General features: G+C 71.2%; 23 protein-coding genes. 15 read left to right on the top strand and 8 right to left on the bottom strand.

Annotated elements, in window-relative coordinates; genetic code table 11:
* Positions 1 to 367 precede the first annotated feature (367 nt).
* Genes ACFRAR_RS04390 through ACFRAR_RS04375 form a run of 4 tightly spaced genes read right to left on the bottom strand, consistent with a single transcriptional unit; the run spans position 368 to position 2,272 of the window.
* A complete protein-coding gene (locus tag ACFRAR_RS04390; RefSeq protein WP_380694636.1) occupies positions 368 to 718 on the bottom strand; it encodes a recombinase family protein in 351 nt (116 codons plus the stop codon).
* Positions 715 to 1,437, bottom strand: a complete 723-nt coding sequence (locus ACFRAR_RS04385) for an alpha-ketoglutarate-dependent dioxygenase AlkB family protein (RefSeq protein ID WP_380694634.1) — start codon at positions 1,435 to 1,437, stop codon at positions 715 to 717. The genes ACFRAR_RS04390 and ACFRAR_RS04385 overlap by 4 nt, the downstream gene beginning before the upstream one ends.
* Positions 1,434 to 2,021: a hypothetical protein gene (locus tag ACFRAR_RS04380; protein WP_380694632.1), complete on the bottom strand. Its 588-nt coding sequence runs from the start codon at positions 2,019 to 2,021 to the stop codon at positions 1,434 to 1,436. Before ACFRAR_RS04380 ends, ACFRAR_RS04385 begins: the two co-directional genes overlap by 4 nt.
* Positions 1,991 to 2,272 carry an Ada metal-binding domain-containing protein gene (locus ACFRAR_RS04375; protein ID WP_380694630.1) on the bottom strand — a complete coding sequence of 94 codons (282 nt, stop codon included), beginning with the start codon at positions 2,270 to 2,272 and terminating at the stop codon, positions 1,991 to 1,993. The genes ACFRAR_RS04380 and ACFRAR_RS04375 overlap by 31 nt, the downstream gene beginning before the upstream one ends.
* 211 nt (positions 2,273 to 2,483) lie before the next feature.
* Between ACFRAR_RS04375 and ACFRAR_RS04370 the strand changes: the two genes are divergently transcribed.
* The 4 genes from ACFRAR_RS04370 to ACFRAR_RS04355 all read left to right on the top strand — a co-directional run bounded on the left by ACFRAR_RS04370 (position 2,484) and on the right by ACFRAR_RS04355 (position 5,726).
* Positions 2,484 to 3,032, top strand: a complete 549-nt coding sequence (locus tag ACFRAR_RS04370) for a methylated-DNA--[protein]-cysteine S-methyltransferase (RefSeq protein WP_380694628.1) — start codon at positions 2,484 to 2,486, stop codon at positions 3,030 to 3,032.
* Positions 3,033 to 3,338: 306 nt separating this feature from the next.
* Positions 3,339 to 3,851 carry a methylated-DNA--[protein]-cysteine S-methyltransferase gene (locus ACFRAR_RS04365; protein ID WP_380694626.1) on the top strand — a complete coding sequence of 171 codons (513 nt, stop codon included), beginning with the start codon at positions 3,339 to 3,341 and terminating at the stop codon, positions 3,849 to 3,851.
* 53 nt (positions 3,852 to 3,904) lie between these two features.
* Positions 3,905 to 4,537 (top strand): DNA-3-methyladenine glycosylase I, encoded by a 633-nt coding sequence (locus tag ACFRAR_RS04360; protein ID WP_380694624.1) that lies wholly within the window; start codon positions 3,905 to 3,907, stop codon positions 4,535 to 4,537.
* Between the two features lie 358 nt (positions 4,538 to 4,895).
* The gene (locus ACFRAR_RS04355; RefSeq protein WP_380694622.1) at positions 4,896 to 5,726 is read left to right on the top strand and encodes an isocitrate lyase/phosphoenolpyruvate mutase family protein; all 831 of its coding nucleotides are present in this window, start codon (positions 4,896 to 4,898) and stop codon (positions 5,724 to 5,726) included.
* A gap of 121 nt (positions 5,727 to 5,847) precedes the next feature.
* Here ACFRAR_RS04355 and ACFRAR_RS04350 read toward each other — a convergent pair whose 3' ends face one another.
* Positions 5,848 to 7,032: a hypothetical protein gene (locus tag ACFRAR_RS04350; protein WP_380694620.1), complete on the bottom strand. Its 1,185-nt coding sequence runs from the start codon at positions 7,030 to 7,032 to the stop codon at positions 5,848 to 5,850.
* 516 nt (positions 7,033 to 7,548) lie between these two features.
* Here ACFRAR_RS04350 and ACFRAR_RS04345 point away from each other — a divergent pair.
* Positions 7,549 to 8,640, top strand: coding sequence for a trypsin-like serine peptidase (locus ACFRAR_RS04345; protein WP_380694618.1), 1,092 nt, complete (start codon positions 7,549 to 7,551; stop codon positions 8,638 to 8,640).
* A 54-nt stretch (positions 8,641 to 8,694) separates the two neighbouring features.
* Positions 8,695 to 9,744 carry a trypsin-like serine peptidase gene (locus tag ACFRAR_RS04340; RefSeq protein WP_380694616.1) on the top strand — a complete coding sequence of 350 codons (1,050 nt, stop codon included), beginning with the start codon at positions 8,695 to 8,697 and terminating at the stop codon, positions 9,742 to 9,744.
* Between the two features lie 139 nt (positions 9,745 to 9,883).
* Here ACFRAR_RS04340 and ACFRAR_RS04335 read toward each other — a convergent pair whose 3' ends face one another.
* Positions 9,884 to 10,768 (bottom strand): aldo/keto reductase, encoded by an 885-nt coding sequence (locus tag ACFRAR_RS04335; RefSeq protein WP_380694614.1) that lies wholly within the window; start codon positions 10,766 to 10,768, stop codon positions 9,884 to 9,886.
* A 14-nt stretch (positions 10,769 to 10,782) separates the two neighbouring features.
* Positions 10,783 to 11,112 carry a hypothetical protein gene (locus ACFRAR_RS04330; RefSeq protein ID WP_380694612.1) on the bottom strand — a complete coding sequence of 110 codons (330 nt, stop codon included), beginning with the start codon at positions 11,110 to 11,112 and terminating at the stop codon, positions 10,783 to 10,785.
* A 161-nt stretch (positions 11,113 to 11,273) separates the two neighbouring features.
* Between ACFRAR_RS04330 and ACFRAR_RS04325 the strand changes: the two genes are divergently transcribed.
* A complete protein-coding gene (locus tag ACFRAR_RS04325; protein ID WP_380694610.1) occupies positions 11,274 to 12,182 on the top strand; it encodes a LysR family transcriptional regulator in 909 nt (302 codons plus the stop codon).
* A gap of 73 nt (positions 12,183 to 12,255) precedes the next feature.
* On the opposite strand, the gene ACFRAR_RS04320 is transcribed toward ACFRAR_RS04325, so the two are convergent.
* Positions 12,256 to 12,546, bottom strand: coding sequence for a hypothetical protein (locus ACFRAR_RS04320; RefSeq protein WP_380694608.1), 291 nt, complete (start codon positions 12,544 to 12,546; stop codon positions 12,256 to 12,258).
* Here ACFRAR_RS04320 and ACFRAR_RS04315 point away from each other — a divergent pair.
* The 8 genes from ACFRAR_RS04315 to ACFRAR_RS04280 all read left to right on the top strand — a co-directional run bounded on the left by ACFRAR_RS04315 (position 12,460) and on the right by ACFRAR_RS04280 (position 20,848).
* Complete coding sequence (locus ACFRAR_RS04315; protein WP_380694733.1) at positions 12,460 to 12,813, top strand: hypothetical protein; 354 nt, start codon at positions 12,460 to 12,462, stop codon at positions 12,811 to 12,813. The two genes, ACFRAR_RS04320 and ACFRAR_RS04315, sit on opposite strands and share 87 nt — an antisense overlap.
* 490 nt (positions 12,814 to 13,303) lie before the next feature.
* Positions 13,304 to 13,846 carry a hypothetical protein gene (locus tag ACFRAR_RS04310; RefSeq protein ID WP_380694606.1) on the top strand — a complete coding sequence of 181 codons (543 nt, stop codon included), beginning with the start codon at positions 13,304 to 13,306 and terminating at the stop codon, positions 13,844 to 13,846.
* Positions 13,847 to 14,004: 158 nt separating this feature from the next.
* Positions 14,005 to 14,940, top strand: coding sequence for a hypothetical protein (locus tag ACFRAR_RS04305; RefSeq protein ID WP_380694604.1), 936 nt, complete (start codon positions 14,005 to 14,007; stop codon positions 14,938 to 14,940).
* A 48-nt stretch (positions 14,941 to 14,988) separates the two neighbouring features.
* Positions 14,989 to 15,372, top strand: coding sequence for a hypothetical protein (locus tag ACFRAR_RS04300; protein ID WP_380694602.1), 384 nt, complete (start codon positions 14,989 to 14,991; stop codon positions 15,370 to 15,372).
* A gap of 27 nt (positions 15,373 to 15,399) precedes the next feature.
* Entirely contained in the window at positions 15,400 to 16,635 is a 1,236-nt protein-coding gene (locus ACFRAR_RS04295; RefSeq protein ID WP_380694600.1) for a hypothetical protein, read from the top strand.
* A 60-nt stretch (positions 16,636 to 16,695) separates the two neighbouring features.
* Positions 16,696 to 18,042: a hypothetical protein gene (locus ACFRAR_RS04290; RefSeq protein ID WP_380694598.1), complete on the top strand. Its 1,347-nt coding sequence runs from the start codon at positions 16,696 to 16,698 to the stop codon at positions 18,040 to 18,042.
* Between the two features lie 3 nt (positions 18,043 to 18,045).
* Positions 18,046 to 19,080, top strand: a complete 1,035-nt coding sequence (locus ACFRAR_RS04285) for a polyprenyl synthetase family protein (RefSeq protein ID WP_380694596.1) — start codon at positions 18,046 to 18,048, stop codon at positions 19,078 to 19,080.
* A gap of 82 nt (positions 19,081 to 19,162) precedes the next feature.
* Entirely contained in the window at positions 19,163 to 20,848 is a 1,686-nt protein-coding gene (locus ACFRAR_RS04280) for a hypothetical protein (RefSeq protein WP_380694594.1), read from the top strand.
* Positions 20,849 to 20,892: the final 44 nt, after the last annotated feature.

The raw sequence follows: 20,892 nt of genomic DNA, 5'->3' as shown, positions 1-20,892 counted from the left end.
GGTATCAAACACCGTGTGCCGTACCTGAGTAACGCCCACTCCGCCACGATGAAGCGGATCACCTGAGCCATCTCCTGGTGCGGCGGTGCGGGGTGAACGGGTGGTCGGACGGATCGAGGCAACCTCCTGCGGCAGAGGTACTCCCATGAGCTGCCCTGTCGCCCGTGAACGACCGAACCTGGAGGTCGCAGGGCTGCCCGGGATGACCCGATCGAACCGGGAGGGCCCTCGCCCGGCCCACTCCGCCAGCACGATGCCGGTAAGGCCGGCAGGGCATCCGGGTTGCCGCCGCTGGTCTCGGACGGCAGCGGTGGGGAGTGGCCTTCGGGGAGGGCGGGGTGCCGGATGGGGCGGGAGCGCGGGGCCGTCAACTGCCGTGGAGGCCGAGGGCGGTGAGGTAGGCGTCGAGGAGGGTGTGTCCGTCGTGGTTGGCGGGGTCGAGCCGGATGCCTCCGATGTCGAGGGTGATCTCGTGGTCGATCAGTTCGGCGGTGAGGTCGTGGAGGGCTTCGGGGGAGGGGGCGAGGCGGTCGAGGGCGGGAGTGGCGAGGATGTCGCCGGGGCGGGTGAGAGCGAGGGCCCGGGTGAGGCCGTGGCGGGTTCCGGGGCGGTCCTGGAAGATGCGGTGGTTGTCGGCTCCGAGGGTGCGGAGGCGTTCGGTCTGGGCGGCGAGGTCGTGGGGGTCGCTGCTGACCAGGGTGTAGCCGAGGACGGTCATGCGGTGCTCCGGGCTGCGGTGTCCGCGGACGGCTCGTCGGTGAGGCCGGTGGTGCGCAGGGTGAGGTTGAGGCGTCCGGTGGTGAGGCCGGTGGCGGGGTCGCCGGTGCCGGGGAGGATCTTCGGCACGGCGTGGTGGGCGAGGCGGGAGGGGCCGCCGAAGACGAGGAGGTCGCCGGAGGCGAGGACGACGTCGGTCCAGGGGCGGTTGCGGTGTTCGGTGTTGCCGAGGCGGAAGGCGCAGGAGTCGCCGATGCTGAGGGAGACCACGGGGGCGGGGGACGTCTCGTCCTTGTCCTGGTGCATGCCGAGGCGGGCGTCGGGGGCGTAGAAGTTGACGAGTGCGGCGTCGGGTTCGTAGGCGGCGCCCTGGTCGGGGTCCTGGTAGGCGTCGGTGACGGCGCGGCGACCGAGGTCGGCGAGCCAGGCGGGGAACGGGGCGACACGGGCGCCGTTCACGTCGTCGGCGGTGCGGGTGTAGGCGTAGGGCTGCCAGTGCCAGCCCAGGCAGACCGTCTGGACGGACATGACGCCGCCGCGCGGCAGCCGGGTGTGGCGGATGGGGACGGGGCCGGTGGCCCAGGTGCGGCAGGCGGTGACGAGGTGGCGCTGCTGCTCGGAGGTGAGCCAGCCGGGCAGATGGACGGCTCCCGGCGCGATCTCGCGGCGCCGGTAGCCGGTCGGTGGCGGGCCGAACAGCGGCGTCTGGACGGTGTTCACCGGGCGGCACCCGGGACCGGGGGCGGGAAGGTGTCGGTCCAGCCGTGTTCGATGCGCCAGGTGCTGCCGTCGGGGCTCGCGCCGCGCACGCCGTCCAGGACGCCGTCGCCGGCGAGCGCGGTGGCGGCCGGTTCGGCGAGGGAGGCGAAGCCGAAGGTGCGGTCGGGGCGCCAGGGGGTGGAGTGGGCGAGGCGGCGGGCGAGCTGGGCCCAGCCGAGCGGGGCGGCCGCGATCACGAAGGCGTCCGGCCCGGGGTCGGTGAGGCGGTGGGCCGGACGCAGCCAGGAGGCGGCCTGTTCGGGCCAGTCGACGACGGCGAGGACGGTGTGCCCGGTGGCGAGCCAGGCGTCGGCGAAGGCGGTGGCGGCGGCGCGGGAGGCGTCGTCGCGGCTGTGGCCGATGGTGACGCTGTCCAGGGCCGGGCGGCGCTGTGCGGTGAGCAGGCCGAGCAGGGTGTCGAGTTCGGCGGCGGTGTGCGAGGCGGGTGCGGGCAGGCGGCCGTAGGCGGTGGCGTCGATGGCGGGGAGCAGGGGTGAGGGTGCGGGCCGGGGGTTCACGGTCGGGTCGTCCTTCGGGTCTTCCACTGGCGGTACTTCCTGGGCAGGCAGACGGCACAGGGGCGGTAGCCGGCGGCGATGGCGGTGGCTTCGTCGGGGAAGAAGACGCGGTGGCGCGTGTAGTGGCCGGCGGCGATGGCGCGCAGGGCGGAGGGGCAGTCGAGGCGTCCGTAGAGGCGTCCGGGGCGGTGGCCGCCGAGGGTGCCGGGGGTGGTGCTGGCGTAGGGGCGGTTGTCTGCTCCGGTGAGGGTGTAGGTGCGCGGGGATGCTGTCGACACGGGTGGGTATCGCGTCCGTCCAGGATGATCGGTGGTCAATTTCTCTTTGCGTCAACCATTCTGTCCGCGCTGTTCGGATGGTGCTGGCGGCATTCGGACACCGCGCCCGGCCGGCGGGCCGGGCGGAAGAATTCCGCGGACCGGACCTCACGTTCCGCCGCCCCCGGCCGTCTACGGGGTGAGAAAGCAGGAACGGACAGGAGAAGCGACCATGGACACCACCCGGCACACCGTCGCCGGCACTCGGCTCGGCACGATCACCCTCGTCGCCGACGGTGACGCCGTCACCGGCCTGTACTTCCGCCACCACGTCCGCCGCCCCGACCAGCAGACCTTCGGCCCCGCCGTCGAGACCGCCGCCGACCCGCTGCCGGCCGAGGCCGCCGAACAGCTCCACGACTACTTCGACCGCCGCCGCACCGGCTTCGACCTGCCGCTGCGCACCAGCGGCGACGACTTCCGGGAGACGGTCTGGGCCGCGCTGAGAACGATCCCGTACGGGACCACCACCACCTACGGGCGCCTGGCCGAACAGCTCGGTGATCCCGCCCTCGCGCAGAAGGTCGGTCAGGCCGTCGGCGCGAACCCGCTGTGCGTCTTCGTGCCCTGCCACCGCGCCGTCGGCACCGCCTGCGCCACCAACCCCCTGCCGGTCGTCGTCCCCTGCCACCGCGTCCTGCGCACCGACGGCACCCTCGGCGGCTACATCGGCGGCCTCGACGCCAAAACCACCCTCCTCAACCTCGAAGCCACTGCCTGATGGGACTTGCCAGGTCGTAGAGACTCGGTGCCGCACCCGCCGCCTCCCGGCACACCGGCCGGGCGCTGCCACGGCCGCGAACACCCTGTCCGAATACCGCCAGCACCAGGCCGCAGCCCGTACCAGGATCAGAAACGTCGCCCGCCAAAACCGGCAAGACCATGCACTTCAGCGGCACCACCGTCCTCAAGGTCGAGAACGGCAGGATCACCGAGGAGATCGGCCTCGACGACGGCCTCACCGCCCCGCGACACCCGCGCACCGGCGCCACGAACGGGCCGCCGCCGCAGACAGGAGAGCGACGAGATGGACGCCCGACACGCCCACGTGGACAGCCCGGTGGGACCGCTGCTGCTCGTCGCCCGCGACGACGCGCTGGCGGGGCTGTACTTCCAGGGCTACCGGTACACACCCCCGCCCGCCGCCTGGGGCCGCCGCGCCGACGTCCGCACCGACCGCCTCCTGGCACAGACCCGCGCCGAACTCGACGAGTACTTCGCCGGACAGCGGCAGGACTTCGACGTCCCGGCCGCCACCTGCGGGGACGACTTCCAGGAACGGGTCTGGGCACGCCTGCGCACGATCCCCTACGGCGGCCGGATCACCTACGGCGACATCGCCGCCGAACTCGGCGGCAAGGGGCTCTCGCAGTCGGTCGGTCAGGCCGTGGGACGCAACCCGGTGAGCATCGTCATCCCCTGCCACCGCGTGCTGGGCGCGGGCGGCAGGCTCACCGGCTTCGGCGGCGGCCTGGATCGCAAGCAGCTCCTCCTCGACCTGGAGGAACCGGCCGAGGCACGCGCCGGCCGGCTGTTCTGACCCCTCCTCCCGCCTCCGCCCGCCCCGAAGAACCGCAAGGAACACGCTCACCGATGACCGGCGACACCACCCCCGCACCGGACCACGCCCCCGACCCCGCGGTCGTGGTCGGCGACGACGGACTCGCCCGCCCCGCCTGGGCCGCCACCGACCCGCTGCTGCGCGAGTACTACGACACCGAGTGGGGCATGCCGGTGCGCGACGAGCACGGCCTGTACGAGCGCATCACCCTGGAGGCGTTCCAGGCCGGCCTGTCATGGGCGACGATCCTGCGCAAGCGCCCCGCGTTCCGCGCCGCCTTCGACGGCTTCGCCCCCGACCGGGTCGCCGGATACGGCGACGCCGACATCGAACGCCTCCTCGCCGACGCCGGAATCGTCCGCAACCGCGCGAAGATCCTGGCCGCCGTGACCAACGCCCGCGCCACCATCCGGCTGCGCGAGCACGGCGGCCTGGCCGACTTCGTGTGGGGCTTCAAGCCCCAACAGACCCCCGAACCACGCACCTTCGCCGAGATCCCCACCACCTCCACCGAATCGTGGGCCCTGGCCAAGGCCCTGCGCGCCCAGGGGTTCGCATTCGTCGGCCCCACCACCATGCACGCCCTCATGGAGGCCGTCGGCATCGTCGACACCCACCTGCTCGGCTCCCACCGCCGCGGCACCTCCGGGATCTGGCCCGCATGAACACCGCCACCCCGCACACCGCCGCCCCGCACACCGCCGCCACGCACACCGGCCCCTTCGACCACCGCACCGCCCTGGCCGCCCGCGCCGACACCGACCCCGCTGCCGTCCCCGCCGGCGACACGGTCCTGCGCGCCCTGGCCGCCCGGGACGTCACCGACCCCGCTGCCGCGGCCGAGAACTGGCGGCCCTGGCGCAGCCATGCCGCCTCCCGCCTGGGGGGCTTCGGCCCAGAAGAGCCCCTCCTGCTGATCTCCGCCCCCGGCATCCCACGGACCACCGCCGGGTGGTGCCAACCGGCCGCAGAACCGCGATCCGGTCCGAACGGCACAGCCGCACAGAGCAAGGAGAACGACCAATGTCCACCGCCACCGTTCAGCACAAGCGCGCCGAACTGTTCCGCAGCCTGCACGACGGCTTTCTCGTCCTGCCCAACGCCTGGGACGCCGGCAGCGCCCGCCTGGCCGCCGAAGCCGGCGCCACCGCCATCGCGACCTCCTCCGGCGCGCAGTCCTGGTCCCAGGGCCTCGCCGACGGCCGCTCGCTCACCAAGACCGACGTGCTGGCAAACCTGAAGCGCATCGTCGCGGCCACCGACCTGCCCGTCAGCGCCGACATCGAGAACGCCTACGCCGACGACGCCGACGGCCTGCACACCACCATCACCCAGTTCCTGGCCACCGGCATCGTCGGCATCAACCTGGAGGACTCCGGCGCCACCGACAACGGCCCGCTCCACGTCGCCGAGACCGCCGCCGGGCGCATCGCGGCCGCCCGCGCCGCGGCCGACGACGCCGGCATCGACCTGTTCATCAACGCCCGCACCGACGTCTTCCTCCTCGGCGTCGGCGACGAGGACGGCCGCCTCGCCGACGTCATCGACCGCGGCAAGGCCTACCGTGACGCCGGCGCCTGCGGGCTGTTCGTCCCCGGCCTGCTCGACCTCGACGCGCTGGCCACCGTGGCCCGCGAGACAGGCCTGAAGGTCAACGCCATGTGGCTGCCCGGAGCCCCCGCCCCCGAGCAGCTGCGCGAAGCCGGCGTCTCCCGCTACTCCGCAGGCACCGCCATCGCCCAGGTCGCCTACACCGCCGCCGCCGATGCCGCCCGCGCTTTCCTCGACGGCCAGGACACGGTCATGTCCACATCCATCGACTACGTCGCCTTCAACGACAAGTTCGCGAAGTAGCCGGCCCCGGGCCGAACTGCCGGCCGCGCACTCGAAGGCACCTGTCGGACGCGCGGCCGCAGCGCGGTGGCCCGCCGGGGTCGTCGGTTGTGGGGGAAGGGCGGTCAGGGCGGCGGTGGGGTCACCACTGGATGAGGACGGCTCCGTTTCCGCCGGCGGACCCGTCAGTGCCCTTCTCGCCGTCGAAGCCCGAGGTTCCGTTCCCGGGGGTGCCGCCGTTGATGCCGGGGGTGCCGCCCTGGCCGCCGTCGCCGCCTCGGCCGCCGAACCCGCCGCCACCGCCCCGGCCGCCGGCACCGAACGCGTAGCTGCCCGAGGAGGTGGCCGTCCCGCCCTCACCGGGCAGTCCGATCTGGCCGGGTGAGCCGCCGCTGCCGCCGTTCTGCCCGGGGTAGCCGGAACGGGAAGCGTCGCCGTCCTCACCGGTTCCGCCGGAGGTCCCCGAGCTGCCGTCGCCACCGGCCGCACCGTTGACGACCTGCTCCGCGTCGACGAACTGGCTGAGGCAGCCGGGCAGATTCGGGCTGCTGGGAGCGGCCGGAGCCCCGGAACCACCGCGGCCGGCACTGCCACCGGGTCCGCCGTCACCGATGTTCTCCAGAGGACCGCCCGCGCCGTCCCCGCCGCTGCCGCCGTCACCGTAGGTGCCGGAGTGCCCGCCGCCCCCGGCGGGCGCGCTCACGTTCAGGAGAGCGCCCGTGCCCAGGCCCAGAACGCTGCTGGTGCTGCCGCTGTTGTAGGCAGGGATGGGGAGGTTCTGCCGGCCGCTCGCGCCGTCATGGCCGTTACCGCCGTTGGCGTTGTTGCCGACGCCGCCCGCACCGGCCGCCCCGGCCGCACCGCCGGCGGTCGTCGGCTGCGCCCGGCCGACGGTGATGTCCAGAGCCTCGACGCTGCCGAAGGGCGGCAGGCCCACGGTGCAGGTGACGAAGAAACCGGCCTGGCCGCCCTGGCCCCCGCCGCCGCCCCCGCCGGCTCCGCCGCCCCCGCCGCCGCCCGCGCCGCCGGGGCCGCCCGGCCCCCACACCGAGATGGTCAGCTGCGTGACCCCGGTCGGGACGGTGAAGAGCTGATCCCCCGGTTCCGTGAACAGCGCGGAGCCGCTCGCCCTGGTCACCGGCCCGGCCGTTTCGGCAACCGCCGGCCCGGCCGCCGGGCCCGGCGCCGCCGCGGTGGCGGGCAGGGGGCCGCACAGCGTGCTCCAGCCCAGTGCCAGCACGCTCGCGGTGCCGATCAGGTGCCGCCCGGGGCGGCGCGGTGATCCGGCAGCGGCCGTCTCCGCTTGGTCGTGTTCTTTCCCACGCACGGTGTACGCCTTTCTTGAGGGGAATTCGGAGGGGGCCGGCCGCGGCTCGCGGTCCGGCCCGCACTCAGTTTCGACAGGGCTCGGAGAGTCGGCTCCTCGCGCTACGCCGACCGGCCGGTTGCGGCGGTGTGGGGGAGTGCTGCCGCTTCCGGAACGGCTCCAGGCCGTGGATTCCTGCCGCCCACGGGCACCTGGCGGGTACCGGCGCATGCGTAGGTCCTTGGGCCAGTTGCTGTTGAGATTCATCGTCCGGAACTGCCGCAACGCCTCGATGTCGATGATCCCGGACACGAGTCGGAGCCGATCGTGACGAACACCCCCGAGACCGAGGACGCCGCCGCCCGCACCCCGGCCGGTACCGAACTCGGCCACCGCACCCGGGAGGTGGGCCGGTGAGGGGTGCGGCCGTCATCGATACAAGGATGAAACACCGGTTACCGGAATCTGCCGGTACCGATGAACGGATGAAACTCCCCCCAGACGAGAACCTGACATCCCGCTCCTACGGTGCCGTGCATGTCACAAACACCTGGCCGGATCGACGGTCACCGCGACAGGATCCGCAGCCGAGCGCGTACCCGGATCGTCCTGACGACAGCCGTGCTGGCGGCGGGCACGGCGCTGGCTGCGCCCGCAGGAGCCGCGCCCGCCGCGAAGGACGGGGCGGCCACCACGAGCCGGGTGGTCGTCCATCCGGAGGCGGTCACGGCCGCGCAGCAGCAGGCCGTCCTGGACCACTGGACCCCCGAGCGGATGGCCGCCCTGACGACGCCGTCGTCCGACAATCCGCCCAAGGCCGCTCCCGACGGCGCTCCGTGGACCGGCGCCGACGCCCTCAGCAGGACGGTGGGCAGACTCTTCTTCACCGATCACGGGGAGGACGGGAGTTGCACCGCGACCGTCGTGAACAGCGCCAACCGCAGCACCGTCGTCACGGCGGGGCACTGCGTCAACAGCCCTGACCTCCTCGGTGAGAACGACGAGTGGCTGTCGAACGAGATGTTCGTCCCGGGTTACCGCGACGGTCTCGCGCCGTTCGGCAGGTTCGTCGCCCGCGCCGGGGTCGCCGACGCGACCTGGCTCCTCAACGACGAGCAGAACGCCCTGAAGTACGACGCGTACGACCAGGCGTTCCTCGTCCTGAACACCAACGCCGCGGGCCAACGCGTGCAGGACGCGGTCGGCGCCGCACAGCGCATCGGCTTCGACCGGCCGGGCAGCGCCCCGGTCCACGAGTTCGGCTATCCGCGCGAGGCCTCGGGCGATCCCACCCGCCGGGGACTGCCCGAGTACACCGGGGCCAGGCTCGCCCACTGCGTGGGGCAGACCCGCGAGTACCCCGGCACCGTGGAGCACCCGGAGCCCCGGGGCGAGTGGGGCGCCCCCTGCGTGATGGGCGGCGGCTCCAGTGGCGGTCCCCGCGTCGCCGACTTCGACCCGTCCTCCGGAATCGGCACGGTGGTGGGTGACAACACCCAGGGGGCCTTCTTCGACTCCTCGGGCCGGGTCTGCGCCCGCGGCGACGCCGCCTGCACCCGACACCTGGTCGGCCCGCAGTTCACCTCCGCGATCACGAAGCCGCTGTACAAGGCCGCCGAACGCTCCTGAAGCGTCGGCCGAGCCGTGCCCGAAACGAACCGCACCCAACCGAGATTGGCGACGATGTCCACCACACACCGAGCGTTCCCCCGCACCTTCGCCACCGCGGGAGCCCTCCTGCTGAGCGCGACCACGGCGGCCGTGCTGCTGCCGAACACGGCCTTCGCCGCGGAACGGGAATCCGTCACCACGCATTCCGGCGCCACGACCGTTCAGGAGCGCGGCCGGATCGACGCCTACTGGACCCCCGAGCGGATGAAGCTGGCGGGCGCCATGGTCCCCGAGATCACCCCCGTGCCCGAGGACGACAACACGCCTGACGATCCGCGGCCGCTTCCCGCGAACACACCGGATCCCGGAGCCACCTGGACGCACGGCGGAGCGGTGGACAGGAGCGTCGGCCGGCTCTTCTTCACCTTCTCCGACGGCTACGACGGCAGTTGCACCGCAACGGTCGTCACCAGTGCGAACCGCAGCACCGTCATCACCGCGGCGCACTGTCTGAGGGGCGTCGGAGCCGCCGCCACCGACGCGACGTGGAACCACAACCTCTACTTCGTGCCCGGCTACCGCAACGGCACGAAGCCGCTCGGCGGCTTCAGCATCAAGGAGGCGGCCACCTCCTCCCGCTGGGACGCCGATCCGGGCACGACGACCTCGGCCGATGTCGCCGTCGCCGGCTACGACACGGGGATCCTCGTGGCGAACCCCTCGGCCGAGGGCCGACGGATCGCGGATGTCACGGGAAGCCAGCGGATCGCGTTCACCAAGCCCGCCAAGGACGAGTTCATCCACACCTTCGGGTATCCGAAGGACCGGCTCAACAACCCCGACGCCAAGTACGCCGGGTCACGCATGATCCATTGCGCCGGACCGGCCCGGCCCGGACCCAAGGCCCCTCTTCTGTGGGGTGAGTCCTGCGACATGTCGCACGGGGCGAGCGGCGGCCCCCACCTGGCACAGTTCGACACCTGGACCGGCACCGGCACCGTCGTCGGCGTCACCACCACCAGTGAGGACCTCGCGGGCGGCCCGGCCGACACGCTCTACGCCACGCGCCTCGGCGACAGCGCACACCGCCTCTACACCTGGGCGCAGGGGCGCGCGGCCTGACCTCTCGTCCGGCCCTGTGCGGTCGGCCACCGGTGACCTCGGTGGCCGGCCGCACAGGCGGTGGCGACCTTGCCGTTGTGGGCGAGAGGTTGTTCAGGATCACGTGGACCGGGGCGCCGTAGGTGACCCGTGACCCGGCTCAGCCCGGCAGAACGTCCTCCAGTTCCGACAATTCCCGGGTGTTCAGCGTGAGTTCCACAGCCCTGGCGGAGTCGGTGATGGAGGCCGGGCGGCTGGCTCCCGGTACCGGGATCACTGCGGGGGAGCGGGCGAGCAGCCAGGCCAGGGCGATCTGCTGGGGGCTGACGCCACGCTCGGCGGCGATGTGGTGGAAGGCCGTGCCGAGGGAGGTGGCGCCGGAGGGGCCGTCGAGGGAACTGCGGGAGATACCGCCGAGTGGGCTCCAGGGCAGGAAGGCCAGCCCCAGGTGTTCACTCAGTCGCAGTTCGGGCTCACTGTCGCGGAAGCCGGGCGAGTACCGGTTCTGCACGGAGACGAGCCCGTGCCCGAGGATCCGGTGGGCCTGGCGGATCTGGACGGTGGTGACGTTGGAGATGCCGGCGGCGCGGATGGTGCCGGCGTCGAGAAGCTCGCGCAGCGCGCCGACGGACTCCGCCCAGGGCACAGTCGGGTCCGGCTTGTGCAGCTGGTAGAGGCCGATCGCGTCGACGCCCAGGCGCTTGACGGAGGCCTCGGCGGCTCGCTTGAGGTGGGCGGGGGTGGCGTCGACGGTCCAACTTCCGTCGCCGGGGCGGCCGCGACCGCCCTTGGTGGCCACCAGGACGTGGGAGGTGTCGCCACCGTAGCGGGCCAGGGCGCGGGCGATCAGCAGCTCGTTGTGGCCCGCCTCGTCGGCGTGCCAGTGGTAGCTGTCGGCGGTGTCGATGAGCGTGACGCCGGCGTCGAGGGCGGCATGGACGGTGGCGATGGCCCGGGCCTCGTCCGGGCGGTGCTCGATGGACAGCGGCATGGCCCCCAGGCCGATGGCACTGACCGCGGTGTGGGCGATGGTCCGGTACTGCATGGTGGCCTTCTTCCTTAGGCGGTGGGAACGGCGGACATGGCGAGGGCTTCGGCGACGGCGCCCGGTAGCCAGTCGATGGTGCGGGAGAAGGAGAAGCCCAGCGCCTTCGCGCGGGCGTTGCTCATGGCGTAGTGGCGGTCGAAGGAGAACGGCGAAGCCTCCTCGCCCGCCGAAACGGTTCGGTAGACGGCCTCCCGGCCGGCCTGCGCAGCGAAGGTCTCGGCGAGGCCGTGCACATCGAGCGGGCCGTCGGAGCAGGCGTTGACCGGGCCGGTGAAGTCGGCTGTCGTCGCCCACGACAGCAGGTCCGCCAGCTCCTCGTAGTGGATGAAGACCGTGGGCAAGCGCCTTCGCGTGCACAGTGACCTCCTCGCCCCGGACGATGCGCCCGGCATAGTGCGACCGGCTTCCGCCGATGACGCAGATCCTTTGCATGGCCCCATCCTTGAGATCTATCGTCATCAGCGGAAGTCCCGGCTTGCTTGGTGCGCATTAAGGAAAACTGTTGATCGATGTGCAGCGGCTCCGGGTCCTGCGGGCAGTGGCGGAGCACGGCAGCTTCAACCGGGCGGCCGCGGTTCTCCGCCTCACCCCCTCGGCCGTCTCCCAGCAGGTGGCTGCCCTGGAGCGCAGCCTCGGTGCCCAGGTCGTCGCGCGCAGCACCCGAGGCGTCTCCCTCACACGGGCCGGCCGGATCATGGTCGGCGCCGCCGAATCCGTCGCCGCGGAGCTCGAACACGCGCAACAGCAGCTCGCCGAGCTCAGCACCGGCCGCACCCAGCTCACCGTCGCCACTTTCACCAGCGGCGGCAGGCTCGTGCTGCCCCCGGCTCTCACTCGGCTCATGGCAGCGCACCCCCGCACCGTGCTCCACATCAGGGAAGGCGAACCGGAGGACACCCTTCCCCTCGTCCGGCAGGGCGCCGTGGACCTCGCCCTCGCCTACCACTTCGACGGCCCGCTCCCCGTCGGACCAGGCCCGACCTCCAGCCTGGAGTGGACTCCGCTCCTGGAAGACCCCCTGCACGTCGTCCTGCCGCAGGGGCACCGGCTCGAAAGCCACGACGCGCTCGACCTGACCGATCTGGCAGCCGAACCCTGGGTGCTCGGCTGTCTGAAGACCGAGGCATACCTGCGCCGCTACGCCGAGCACGCCGGCTTCGATCCGGAAATCCGCGGGGCCACCACCGACTACTTCTTCGCCCGCTCCCTCGTCGCCGCAGGCATGGGAATCTCCCTGATCCCCTCCATCGCGCTCTCCCCCGAGATCCCGGGCCTGAGCACCGTCCCGATCAAGTTGCCGGGCCCGATCCGGCACATCGGCGTCGCCACGGTCAGCGGCCGTGACCGGCCCCACGTCACGACGCTCATCCGCCTGCTTCGCGAGCAGGCGATGCGGCATGACGGGCACTGATCCGCCACGGACCCGCTGTGGGCGAACGTGAACCCGGACGGGCGTCAGCCGCTGGGGGCAAGGGGTCGCAGGGTCAAATCCTGTCGTCCCGACCGGCGTTGAGGAGGGTGACCATGGCCCGGGCGTGCTCGCGGTCGTATCCCGGGCCGAGGATGCACAGGTTGCCGACCGCTCGCATCAGTGTGTACGCGGTGACGTCCGGGTCGAGCTCGCCCCGGGCCGCGGCGGCGTCGAGGAGCGAGGCGCAGGCCGGGACCAGTGTGTCGAGCATCAAGGAGTGCAGGCTCTGCAGACTGGGGTCCTCGGACTGGAGTGCCGCCCCCAGTCCGTGCTTCGTGACCAGGAACTCCACGAACGCGTCCATCCACCGCGACAGGGCCTCGACGCCTTCGGCCTCAGCCCCGCCCCCAAACGCCTCCTCGTCGTCCCCGGCGGAGAGCACACCCTGGGCGGCATCGCCGGGGAAGCCGTGAGCGAGACCACCGACACGGACCCCGACCGGGTCGCCCTCGTCGCCGACGCCGTCACCGCGTACCTCCTCGACGCCCTCGAACTCGACCCCGATGCGTGGTCACGCTTCCGCGCCGACACCGAAGCCGGCGAGAAGGCGTCCTTCCGACACAAGGACTGACCCGGTGCCGGTCACGGAGATCGTGCGACGGACCGGCACGGACGAGTAGGGGGCTGTAGGAGACGGTGAGCACGCCCTCCTGGGGCAGGTTCGGTGCGGCCGCGGCTTTGGCGATGAGCTCGTGCCGGTCGGGGTCGACGCCGTAGCAGGTCATGAAGCCCTACCTCCGGTTCTGTCGGCGCATCGTCAGGCCGCAGGACATCCTGATGCATCGGCAGGTGGGGTGGTAGGGGGGGCGCGGTTCGCTCGACCAGAGCACCTGCGGTGAAGTCGGACCGTCAGGATGTGGCGCGTTGGCCGATGTGGGTTCGTGTACGGCGATAGCGTTCGTTTCGCGCCGGGGTCCGTCGGAAGCCGTCGACATGGCCGGGTCGTCCGTGGTGGGTGAACTCACCTGTCCAGTAGCGGGATTCGAGCCGTCGGCGAGCCGGTGCGCGGTGGTGGCGGGTGCGTTCTTCGAGCCCCGGGCCGGAGTCGGAAGGTGGTTGTGGTGGAACTCGTGTGTGGCGAGGGCAGGCGGGGAACGGGTGGCGGCGTGCGGCGGCTGGTGGGCGGGGTGCTTGCCTCAGTGCTGGTGGCGCTATGCACCCCGCCGGCTGCTGCTGTGACTTCGGCCGCGGCCGGCGGGGCAACGGGGCGGGACGTGTCGTGGGACGAGAGGCCGCGGTCGATTGAGAATCTGCTTGCCGGCGATCGTCACTACGTCGAAAATGCCTGTCCCAACTGGGTCTTGGCGGGGTGGCCGACCGGGGGAGACGTGTGGCGCAACAAGTCGGTGGGGACATGGACTGGCGGGGTCTGGTACCGGGGCGGTGGCGTCTTCTTGGGGTTCCGGAACAGCGGGAAGCCTCTCCTCGACGGCTGGCCGGGGGTCTTCCACGAGTACGACGTGCAGGCGTACAAGAAGAAGCCCAACCCCAAGGACCGCGGCCTGCCGCGCCTGGTGCGTGCCACGGCCGAAGGCCGGGTCCCGATCATCTGGTACAGCCCGGACCACTACACGAAGTTCCAGCGGCTGTCCGATTGCGCTTGAGTCAGCCTCGCGTGGCCTCTTCAGCCTTTCGGCTGAAGCGGCCGATGGGGGCTCGCGCCGGTCCGGTCGGCGTCATTAGGGTTCGAAAAAGCCGTTGTCCGCGGGGTAGTTGCTCCGGTCCGGCGCCAGGTTTCCCCTGATCGGAAGGTCGCGCTCCCGTGTCCACTTCAGGCTTCGACCTCGCCGTCGGTATGAGTTCCGATGCTCTGAATGCCGCCATCAAGCAACTGCACGACGCGCACCGCCCGTTGTTCAAGGGTGAGGAGGGCGAGGGCGAGAAGCACATGGTCTGGGACGTGGCGAAGCCGCCGAAGGTGGTGGCGGCTCCGCCCGCCGACGGGGAGTGGGCGAAGGCGACCGACCTCGCCGGCAACTGCCCGCCCGCTCAGGCCAAACCTGCCGACGGCGGGTTCCAGATCACCCTGACCGCGACCTCGGCCAAGGTCGGCACCGCCAGCCAGAACCTCATCAATGGGAAGGACGTGGTGCTGTACGGCTCCCTGTCCGTGTCGGAAGGGAAGATCGCGATGAAGATCGACGCCGTCCGCACCGACCTCTCCGGACTGACGGAGTGGGACAAGGAGCCCGTTGAGGAGTTCCTGGTCAAGGCCGCCGCGCTGGCCCAGGCCTCGCTGCCCGGCTTCGCGATCCCCACCGAGGAACTGTTCGGGACGAAGATCGCCCTGACCGCCGACACCGTGCAGACGACCGGCACCCATGTGGTGGCCACGGCACTGCTCGCAGCCTCGTCCAAGTCCGGGGCGGCCGCGGAGGGGGGTCCGGACGACACCTGGCCCACCACGACCAAGAATCTCTGGGTCCTGCTGAGCAAGAACCTCGTGGAGAAGGTCCTCGGAGCGGTTCTGGACGACCAGGTCGCGCAGGGCAAGGCGGGCAAGCCGGGGACGGCCAGCAAGGCGGAGGGGCCCTGGTTGGCGACCATCACCTACACGCTGGACTCCTACAAGAACCTGACGGTGAAGGCCGAGGACCTCAGCGCGAGCGCCGACCTCAAGTTCGGCTACGGCGCGGAGCTCAAGTCGCCTGTCCTTCCGGACTGTGCGGCGAAGAAAGCGTCGGACGCGCTGCAGTGACGCGTCGACGCACCGATGCCGCCCCCGAGAGGGACGGGAAGGAGCAGGGTGTTCCTCTTCGACATCAAGCAGTCACCGGACCCGGTCACCATCACGGCAAAGCTCACTGGCGTCAGCGCGACCAAGGTGACGGGGAAGATCACTGACATTCCCCCGCTGAAGCTGACCCTCGATCCGATCGGAGGGGGCGTCCCGATCTACGGGAGCATCGCCAGCTTCATCGCGCTCTGCGCCCCCGTCTTCACGGGCAAGCTCAACGACTGGATCAAGGCCAACGTCGTCGATCAGGAGCACAGCTTCGACCTGGGAAAGGGGCTCGGCTTCTCCTTCACCGTGGAAGGCCAGGACATCCACGCCACCGCCAAGGGTGACCTGGAACTGAGCGACTTCAACGGCGCGCTCCTGGCCGCCGGCGACATCGACATCACCTGAACCGCACCCCGTCTGAAAGGCAGCCCGATGAGCTGGCTCGCTGTGGGAATGAACGCCGACGCCCTGAACGGGGTGCTCGACGAACTGCACAAGACGTACCCGGACCTCTTCAAGGGCCAGGAGGGAAGCGGCGAGGACGCCGTCATCTGGGACGTCGCCGGGGCGCCCACCGTGAAAGTGGGGCCGCCGGACAAGAAGGACTGGGACAGCTCGGTCGACGCTCAGGGGAACACGCCTCCGGCAGCGCCGATGCCGGACCAGGGTGTTCTCCAGGTCACCCTCGTCGACACCAGCGCCCGGGTGGGCACGAGCACCAAGAACATCATCGACGGGCAGAACATCGAGGTCTACCTCCAGGTGTCGGCGGCCGGCGGGAAGATCGGCGTGGTCCCGCTCGCCATGCGCACGGACTGCCTCAGCGGCTGGGACCAGGAGGCCGTCGACGAGTTGATGTCCAAAGTCCTCCGCGTCGCCACGGGAGCCCTCGGCGGCATCACGATCCCCGTGATCGAGCCCTTCGGGACGCGGATCTCCTTCACCGACTACGCGGTGGAGACCACGAGCACCCACCTCGTGCTCACCGCCGAGGCCCATGTTTCCCCGGGCACCGGGGCCGAGCCGCAGGCCGATCGCCGGCCCGCCACGGCCGGACTGGGCGACTATCCGACGGATGGTCTGTGGCTGCTCATCGGCCGCAACCTCGCCGGCGACTTCCTCCGTGTCGCGGTGAATCACACCCAGGAGGTGGCGTGGGGTCGGCTGACCGAATACGAGACGAGTGTGCAGGGCCACGATGTGCGCGTGGAGTACGTCGTCCTGCCGGACGGGATCACGCTCGGCGACGACCCGCGGAGCGCCTCGCTCGCCGTGAACGTGCCGAAACTCGACTTCTACATCGACGATGGCCTGCTCAAGATGGAGATGGACCCCCCGTACGCCACCGCTACGGCGGAGATCACCGATGTCACCGCGACGGACCTGCACTACAAGGTCGCCCGGATCTCGCCCTTCCTCTGGCATTGGGAGCCGATGGGCCTCTACAAGCCGCTCGTCATCGACTACCTGAACCGCCACTGCCAGGGGGACGCCTGGAAGTGGGCATGTGACCAGTGGGTGGGCCAGAAGCGGACGATCCCCCTCGGTACCGGCCTCGACTACACCTTCGAGGCCGGCGGCACCGAGGTGACGGTCCGCGTCTCGCCCGACGGCATCGACAACCACAACGGAATGCTGCTGGTCAAGGCCGAAGCGCACATCCACTGACCCCACGCGCAGCTCCCGCCGCACCGCGACGGCCCCCACTCCGACCAAGGACCCCTTGCCATGACCGAACCCGGACCGGGTGTGCTGTTCCTGCCCGACAGCCCCGGCTATCCGCTCGCGAGCACCGTCTCCCTGCCCGAGGGACACCCGTTCGCCCCCGCCGGCACGCTGAGCCTCAGACTCGGAGACCTCAGCGTCACCGCCGAAGGCGAGCCCGGCGAGGCGACCGTAGAGGACCTGGGCGGGGGCCGGTCGCGCGTCACCTACCCGCTGGCACCGCTGGCCCTGACCGGGCGCTACTCGCTCGACGTCCGCCCCGACCCGGGTACCGGCCTCGACAGCGCGGGGGACCTCGCCCCGCTGTCCACCCGCCCCGCTTCTCCCGGGCTGCCGAAGCCCCTGCCGGCTCCGGACGACATCAAGGAGGAGCGGCTCGACACGGCCAGGGCCGAACGGGAGAAACTCCTGGAGAGCGGGGAGAACGGCTACCACCTGGTCGCCGCGTTCTACGAACACAACGAGGCGTACGCCGACGTGTTCGACAGCGGCCGGGTCGACGACGTCTGGAAGAGCAACGGCGGGACGGACGCCATGGCCGCCGACACCCACGACGCGGTCCGCAGCGACCAGGGGAAGGTCAACGACTCCGCCAAGACCTATGCGAACCCCGACCCGTCGCCGAAGAAGGTCAGCTACAACGAGAACGCGATCACCCAACAGCTCACCATGCAGGAAGCCCTCGTCCACATGGCCGAGCGGTTGGAGGAACACGACCCGAAGAAGGCGCAGTACCAAGCGGCCGCCGCGGCAGCCGGAGACTTCGGCACGCGCGTCAAGGCCGACACCGGCAACGACCGGACCACCGTCAATCCGCTGACCGCCCCCCAAGTCCGTGACGCGGTCAAGAAGGCCGCCAACGCCGGCCGGGCCGCCGCGCCGTTCGACCCGGCGCCGTTCACGGATCCCGACGGCTTCCTGGAGCGCATCGCCGTCGAAGGCCCCTCCGCCTGCCCGCCCGGACTGACCGAGGCCGACCTGCGGGACATCCAGCGCGCCCGCAACGCCTGCCTCCAGGCGGACGCGGCCGCCGAACCGGCGAGCGGGCAGCCGCTCCACCAGGGCACCTGCCGGGCCCGGATCGAGGGCGCGACCATTACCCTCGAGACCATCGCCCGCGGCGGAGCCCGGACGGTCGACTGGCTCACCGTCCAAGCGCCCCAGCCGGACCTCGAACTCGACGACCGCGACTGGCAGGGCGAAGCCGGCGACACCGCCCGCGAACGCCTCACCGGCATGCACTTCATCCGCACTCTGCTGCGCGACGCCCTCGCCGAACGGGTCGCCGCGGCCGCCCGCACCGGTACCAGCCCCTACGGCCACCCCGACCTGCAGACAGGAACCGGCTGACCCGTGCTCCTGGCCCCGGCCCCCGATCCGGCCGCCCTTCGCGACCCCGTCAACGCGCTGTGGGAAGGCCCGCTCGCCGAGGACCTCGCCCGATACCACGAAGCCCTCGCAGCCGCCCTCGCCCCCCAGGCCGCCTATCTCAGCGCCACCGAACAAGCCCTGTACCGACGCGGCAAGAAGATCCGGCCGCTGCTCCTCTTCCTCTGCGCCCGGCTCGTCCACGGCTCCGGCCCCCTCCCGCAGAAGGCCGTCAACGGCGCCGTCTGCCTGGAGATGCTCCACATCGCCACCCTCATCCACGACGACATCGTCGACGACTCGCTGCTGCGCCGCGGCCTGCCGTCGGTCAATGCGGCGCGCGGCACCCAGACCGCCGTGCTCATCGGCGACATGCAGTTCGTCCAGGCCATCCGAGGCTTCGTGGAGGCGATCGACGCCCAACGCGACATCGAACTCGTCAAGGCCGTCCTGGACACCGCGTTCCGGATCTGCTGCGGCGAACTCGACGAACTCGCCGCAGACCCCGGCTGGGACACCGCGCGATTGCTCGCCCACTACTGGCAGACCATCGAGCGGAAGACCGCCGTCCTGTTCGGGCTCGCCTGCGAGGCAGGCGTCACCCTGGTCGGCGGATCCGCCGCCGACGCCCGCCGGGCCGGCTTCTACGGCCGCCGGGTCGGACGAGCCTTCCAGGTCATGGACGACCTCCTCGACCTGGCCCAGGAGGCGGAGGCCTCCGGCAAGCCGCACGGCATCGACCTGGCCCGCGGCCGCTTCTCACTGCCCCTCATCCACGCCATGGCCGAACTCGGGCCGGACCACCGGGTCTCGCGGATCATCCGCGGCGAACCCTGCGACGAAGCCGCCCTGCGCGCGTGCGCGGCAGCCGTGCGCGGCAGCGCCGGCTACGCCACGGCCTACGCAGACGCCCGCGCCCAAGCGCTGGACGCCTGGCGCCGCCTGCGACCGTTTCCCGCATCGTCCTTCCGTACGGCGCTCGGCGACATCGCCCTGCACATCGTCGACCGGGCGCCCTGACCCGAGACGTCCGCGAAGTCCGGACACCGTTGCCGGCGACCCGTCGGCGCCCGTTGCCCGCACAAGAGCGAAGGAACAGCACATGAGCGAGTCCCTCGTCCGTTTCATCGAAGCCACCATGAGCAAGCGGTTGAACAACCTGGACAACCCCCACAACCTGCCCGCGATCCTGGCCGGGACCGAGGTCGGCGGACACAGCCTCGTCCCGCTCACCGCCGACGAGTGGGACCTGGGCGTCTTCAAGAACGGCACCACCGTGGCCACCAACATCGCCCAGCAGTGGTGGCAGTTCGTCATGGACGACGCGGAGGACCACAAGATGACCCCGGACATCGGCATCAAGGAGCTGAACAGCCGGTTCGTCCCCAGCCCCCTGCCGGACAAGGCGCTGCCCCTCATCACGACCCGCTCGATCACGGTCACCGGACTCGACAACGTCCAACTCGGCCCGCTCACCACGGTGGAGACCCTCGCCGACGGCTACCGTCTCGCGATTCCGCTGCTGTTCGGCCGTTTCAAGGGCACGAAGCTGGCCGAGACCATCACCCTCACCGGCCACTACCAACTCGACCAGAGCGTCTGCGCGATGGACAAGGGCACCACGACCGTCACCACCGTCCAGGAGACCCTGCCCGATGTGAAGTGGCCCGTCGACACCGTCACCGGCACCGGCACCTTCGCCCTCGGCGTCCAGGGCCTCGCCGTCGACGCGGTCCTGCGCGTCCAACTCACCGGCAGTGGCAGCGGGCGAGGACTGCACGTGAGTGTCGACTCCCTCACCCCGCGCGGCGAGAGCGCGGCACAGCCGGTGTACACGCTGGACCGCTCCAAGCTGACGATCGACCAGAGCACGAAGGAGGTCTACAAGAAGCCGTGGCTCGACGCCGCCGAGAAGGCGTTCGACGACCCCGAGAGCGCGCCGCGCCTGACCGACAGCCTCCAGCAGTCCCTCAACACACCGGACCTCCTCACCGCCGTCAGCGGCTCCCTGACCGACCGGCTCGACGCGGCGCTCGACGCGGTCTTCGCCACCCACGGTGCCGCCGAGGGCGGCTCCAGCGGCAACAACCCCGTCGACCAGTACCTCTTCGACCGGCTGCGCGCCGCCGTCGACGACGAGAAGTCGCCCTTCTACCCGCCGACCCTGATCGCGGACATGGCCAAACCCACCATCGAGCCCTACCTCGTCGACAAGGTCGAGATCGGCGAGATCAGCCTGAGCTCGGAGCTCAAGCCCCTGGAGAACGTCACCTTCACCAACCTCTCGATCAGGGGCTGCTCCAACACCGTGGCACCGTCCGAGCTGGCCGCCCTCACCTCCGGACGCGTCAGCGCCGTACTCAAGCTGTCGACCCTGACGAGCCGCCCCCGTCCGCTGGACGCCAGCGGCCAACTCACCGCGGACTGGGGCACCCACAAGGACCTGCCGGGCGACTTCGCGGTGTTGGCCGACCAGGTCACCATCGCCACCGACTTGTCGTTCTCCGGTACCGAACTCGACGACCTCGCCATCACCATCGACAGCCTCACCGCCGACGTACCCGACAAGGGCCTGACCATCACCGTGGACCTCTCCGGCGGCACCGGTCAGCACCCGGTGGTCGAGGAGTACGCGAACGAAGCGCTGAAGAAGGACGAGATCAAGGAACAGATCGTCAAGCGGGTGAACGAGGCCCTGCAGAAGCAGCTGCCCGATCTCGGCCCCGAGGTCAGTCGCCTGGTCCGCGACACCATCACCAAGCGACTCGACGAGCCCTCCGCGAGCTGACCCGCCTCGGACCACAAGACCGCCGACCGGCACCCCCCCGACCA

Source organism: Kitasatospora sp. NPDC056651 (assembly GCF_042792155.1).
GTDB lineage: Bacteria > Actinomycetota > Actinomycetes > Streptomycetales > Streptomycetaceae > Kitasatospora.
Note: the sequence above shows the minus strand (reverse complement) of the source record. Positions and strands in the feature narration are given on the sequence as shown.

What these genes read in the sequence shown, in the direction of transcription:
- ACFRAR_RS04390 (WP_380694636.1), bottom strand. Translation starts at nt 718, where the DNA reads ATGACCGTCCTCGGCTACACCCTGGTCAGCAGCGACCCCCACGACCTC.
- ACFRAR_RS04370 (WP_380694628.1), top strand. Translation starts at nt 2,484, where the DNA reads ATGGACACCACCCGGCACACCGTCGCCGGCACTCGGCTCGGCACGATC.
- ACFRAR_RS04365 (WP_380694626.1), top strand. Translation starts at nt 3,339, where the DNA reads ATGGACGCCCGACACGCCCACGTGGACAGCCCGGTGGGACCGCTGCTG.
- ACFRAR_RS04360 (WP_380694624.1), top strand. Translation starts at nt 3,905, where the DNA reads ATGACCGGCGACACCACCCCCGCACCGGACCACGCCCCCGACCCCGCG.
- ACFRAR_RS04355 (WP_380694622.1), top strand. Translation starts at nt 4,896, where the DNA reads ATGTCCACCGCCACCGTTCAGCACAAGCGCGCCGAACTGTTCCGCAGC.
- ACFRAR_RS04345 (WP_380694618.1), top strand. Translation starts at nt 7,549, where the DNA reads ATGTCACAAACACCTGGCCGGATCGACGGTCACCGCGACAGGATCCGC.
- ACFRAR_RS04340 (WP_380694616.1), top strand. Translation starts at nt 8,695, where the DNA reads ATGTCCACCACACACCGAGCGTTCCCCCGCACCTTCGCCACCGCGGGA.
- ACFRAR_RS04335 (WP_380694614.1), bottom strand. Translation starts at nt 10,768, where the DNA reads ATGCAGTACCGGACCATCGCCCACACCGCGGTCAGTGCCATCGGCCTG.
- ACFRAR_RS04320 (WP_380694608.1), bottom strand. Translation starts at nt 12,546, where the DNA reads ATGGACGCGTTCGTGGAGTTCCTGGTCACGAAGCACGGACTGGGGGCG.
- ACFRAR_RS04295 (WP_380694600.1), top strand. Translation starts at nt 15,400, where the DNA reads ATGAGCTGGCTCGCTGTGGGAATGAACGCCGACGCCCTGAACGGGGTG.
- ACFRAR_RS04290 (WP_380694598.1), top strand. Translation starts at nt 16,696, where the DNA reads ATGACCGAACCCGGACCGGGTGTGCTGTTCCTGCCCGACAGCCCCGGC.
- ACFRAR_RS04280 (WP_380694594.1), top strand. Translation starts at nt 19,163, where the DNA reads ATGAGCGAGTCCCTCGTCCGTTTCATCGAAGCCACCATGAGCAAGCGG.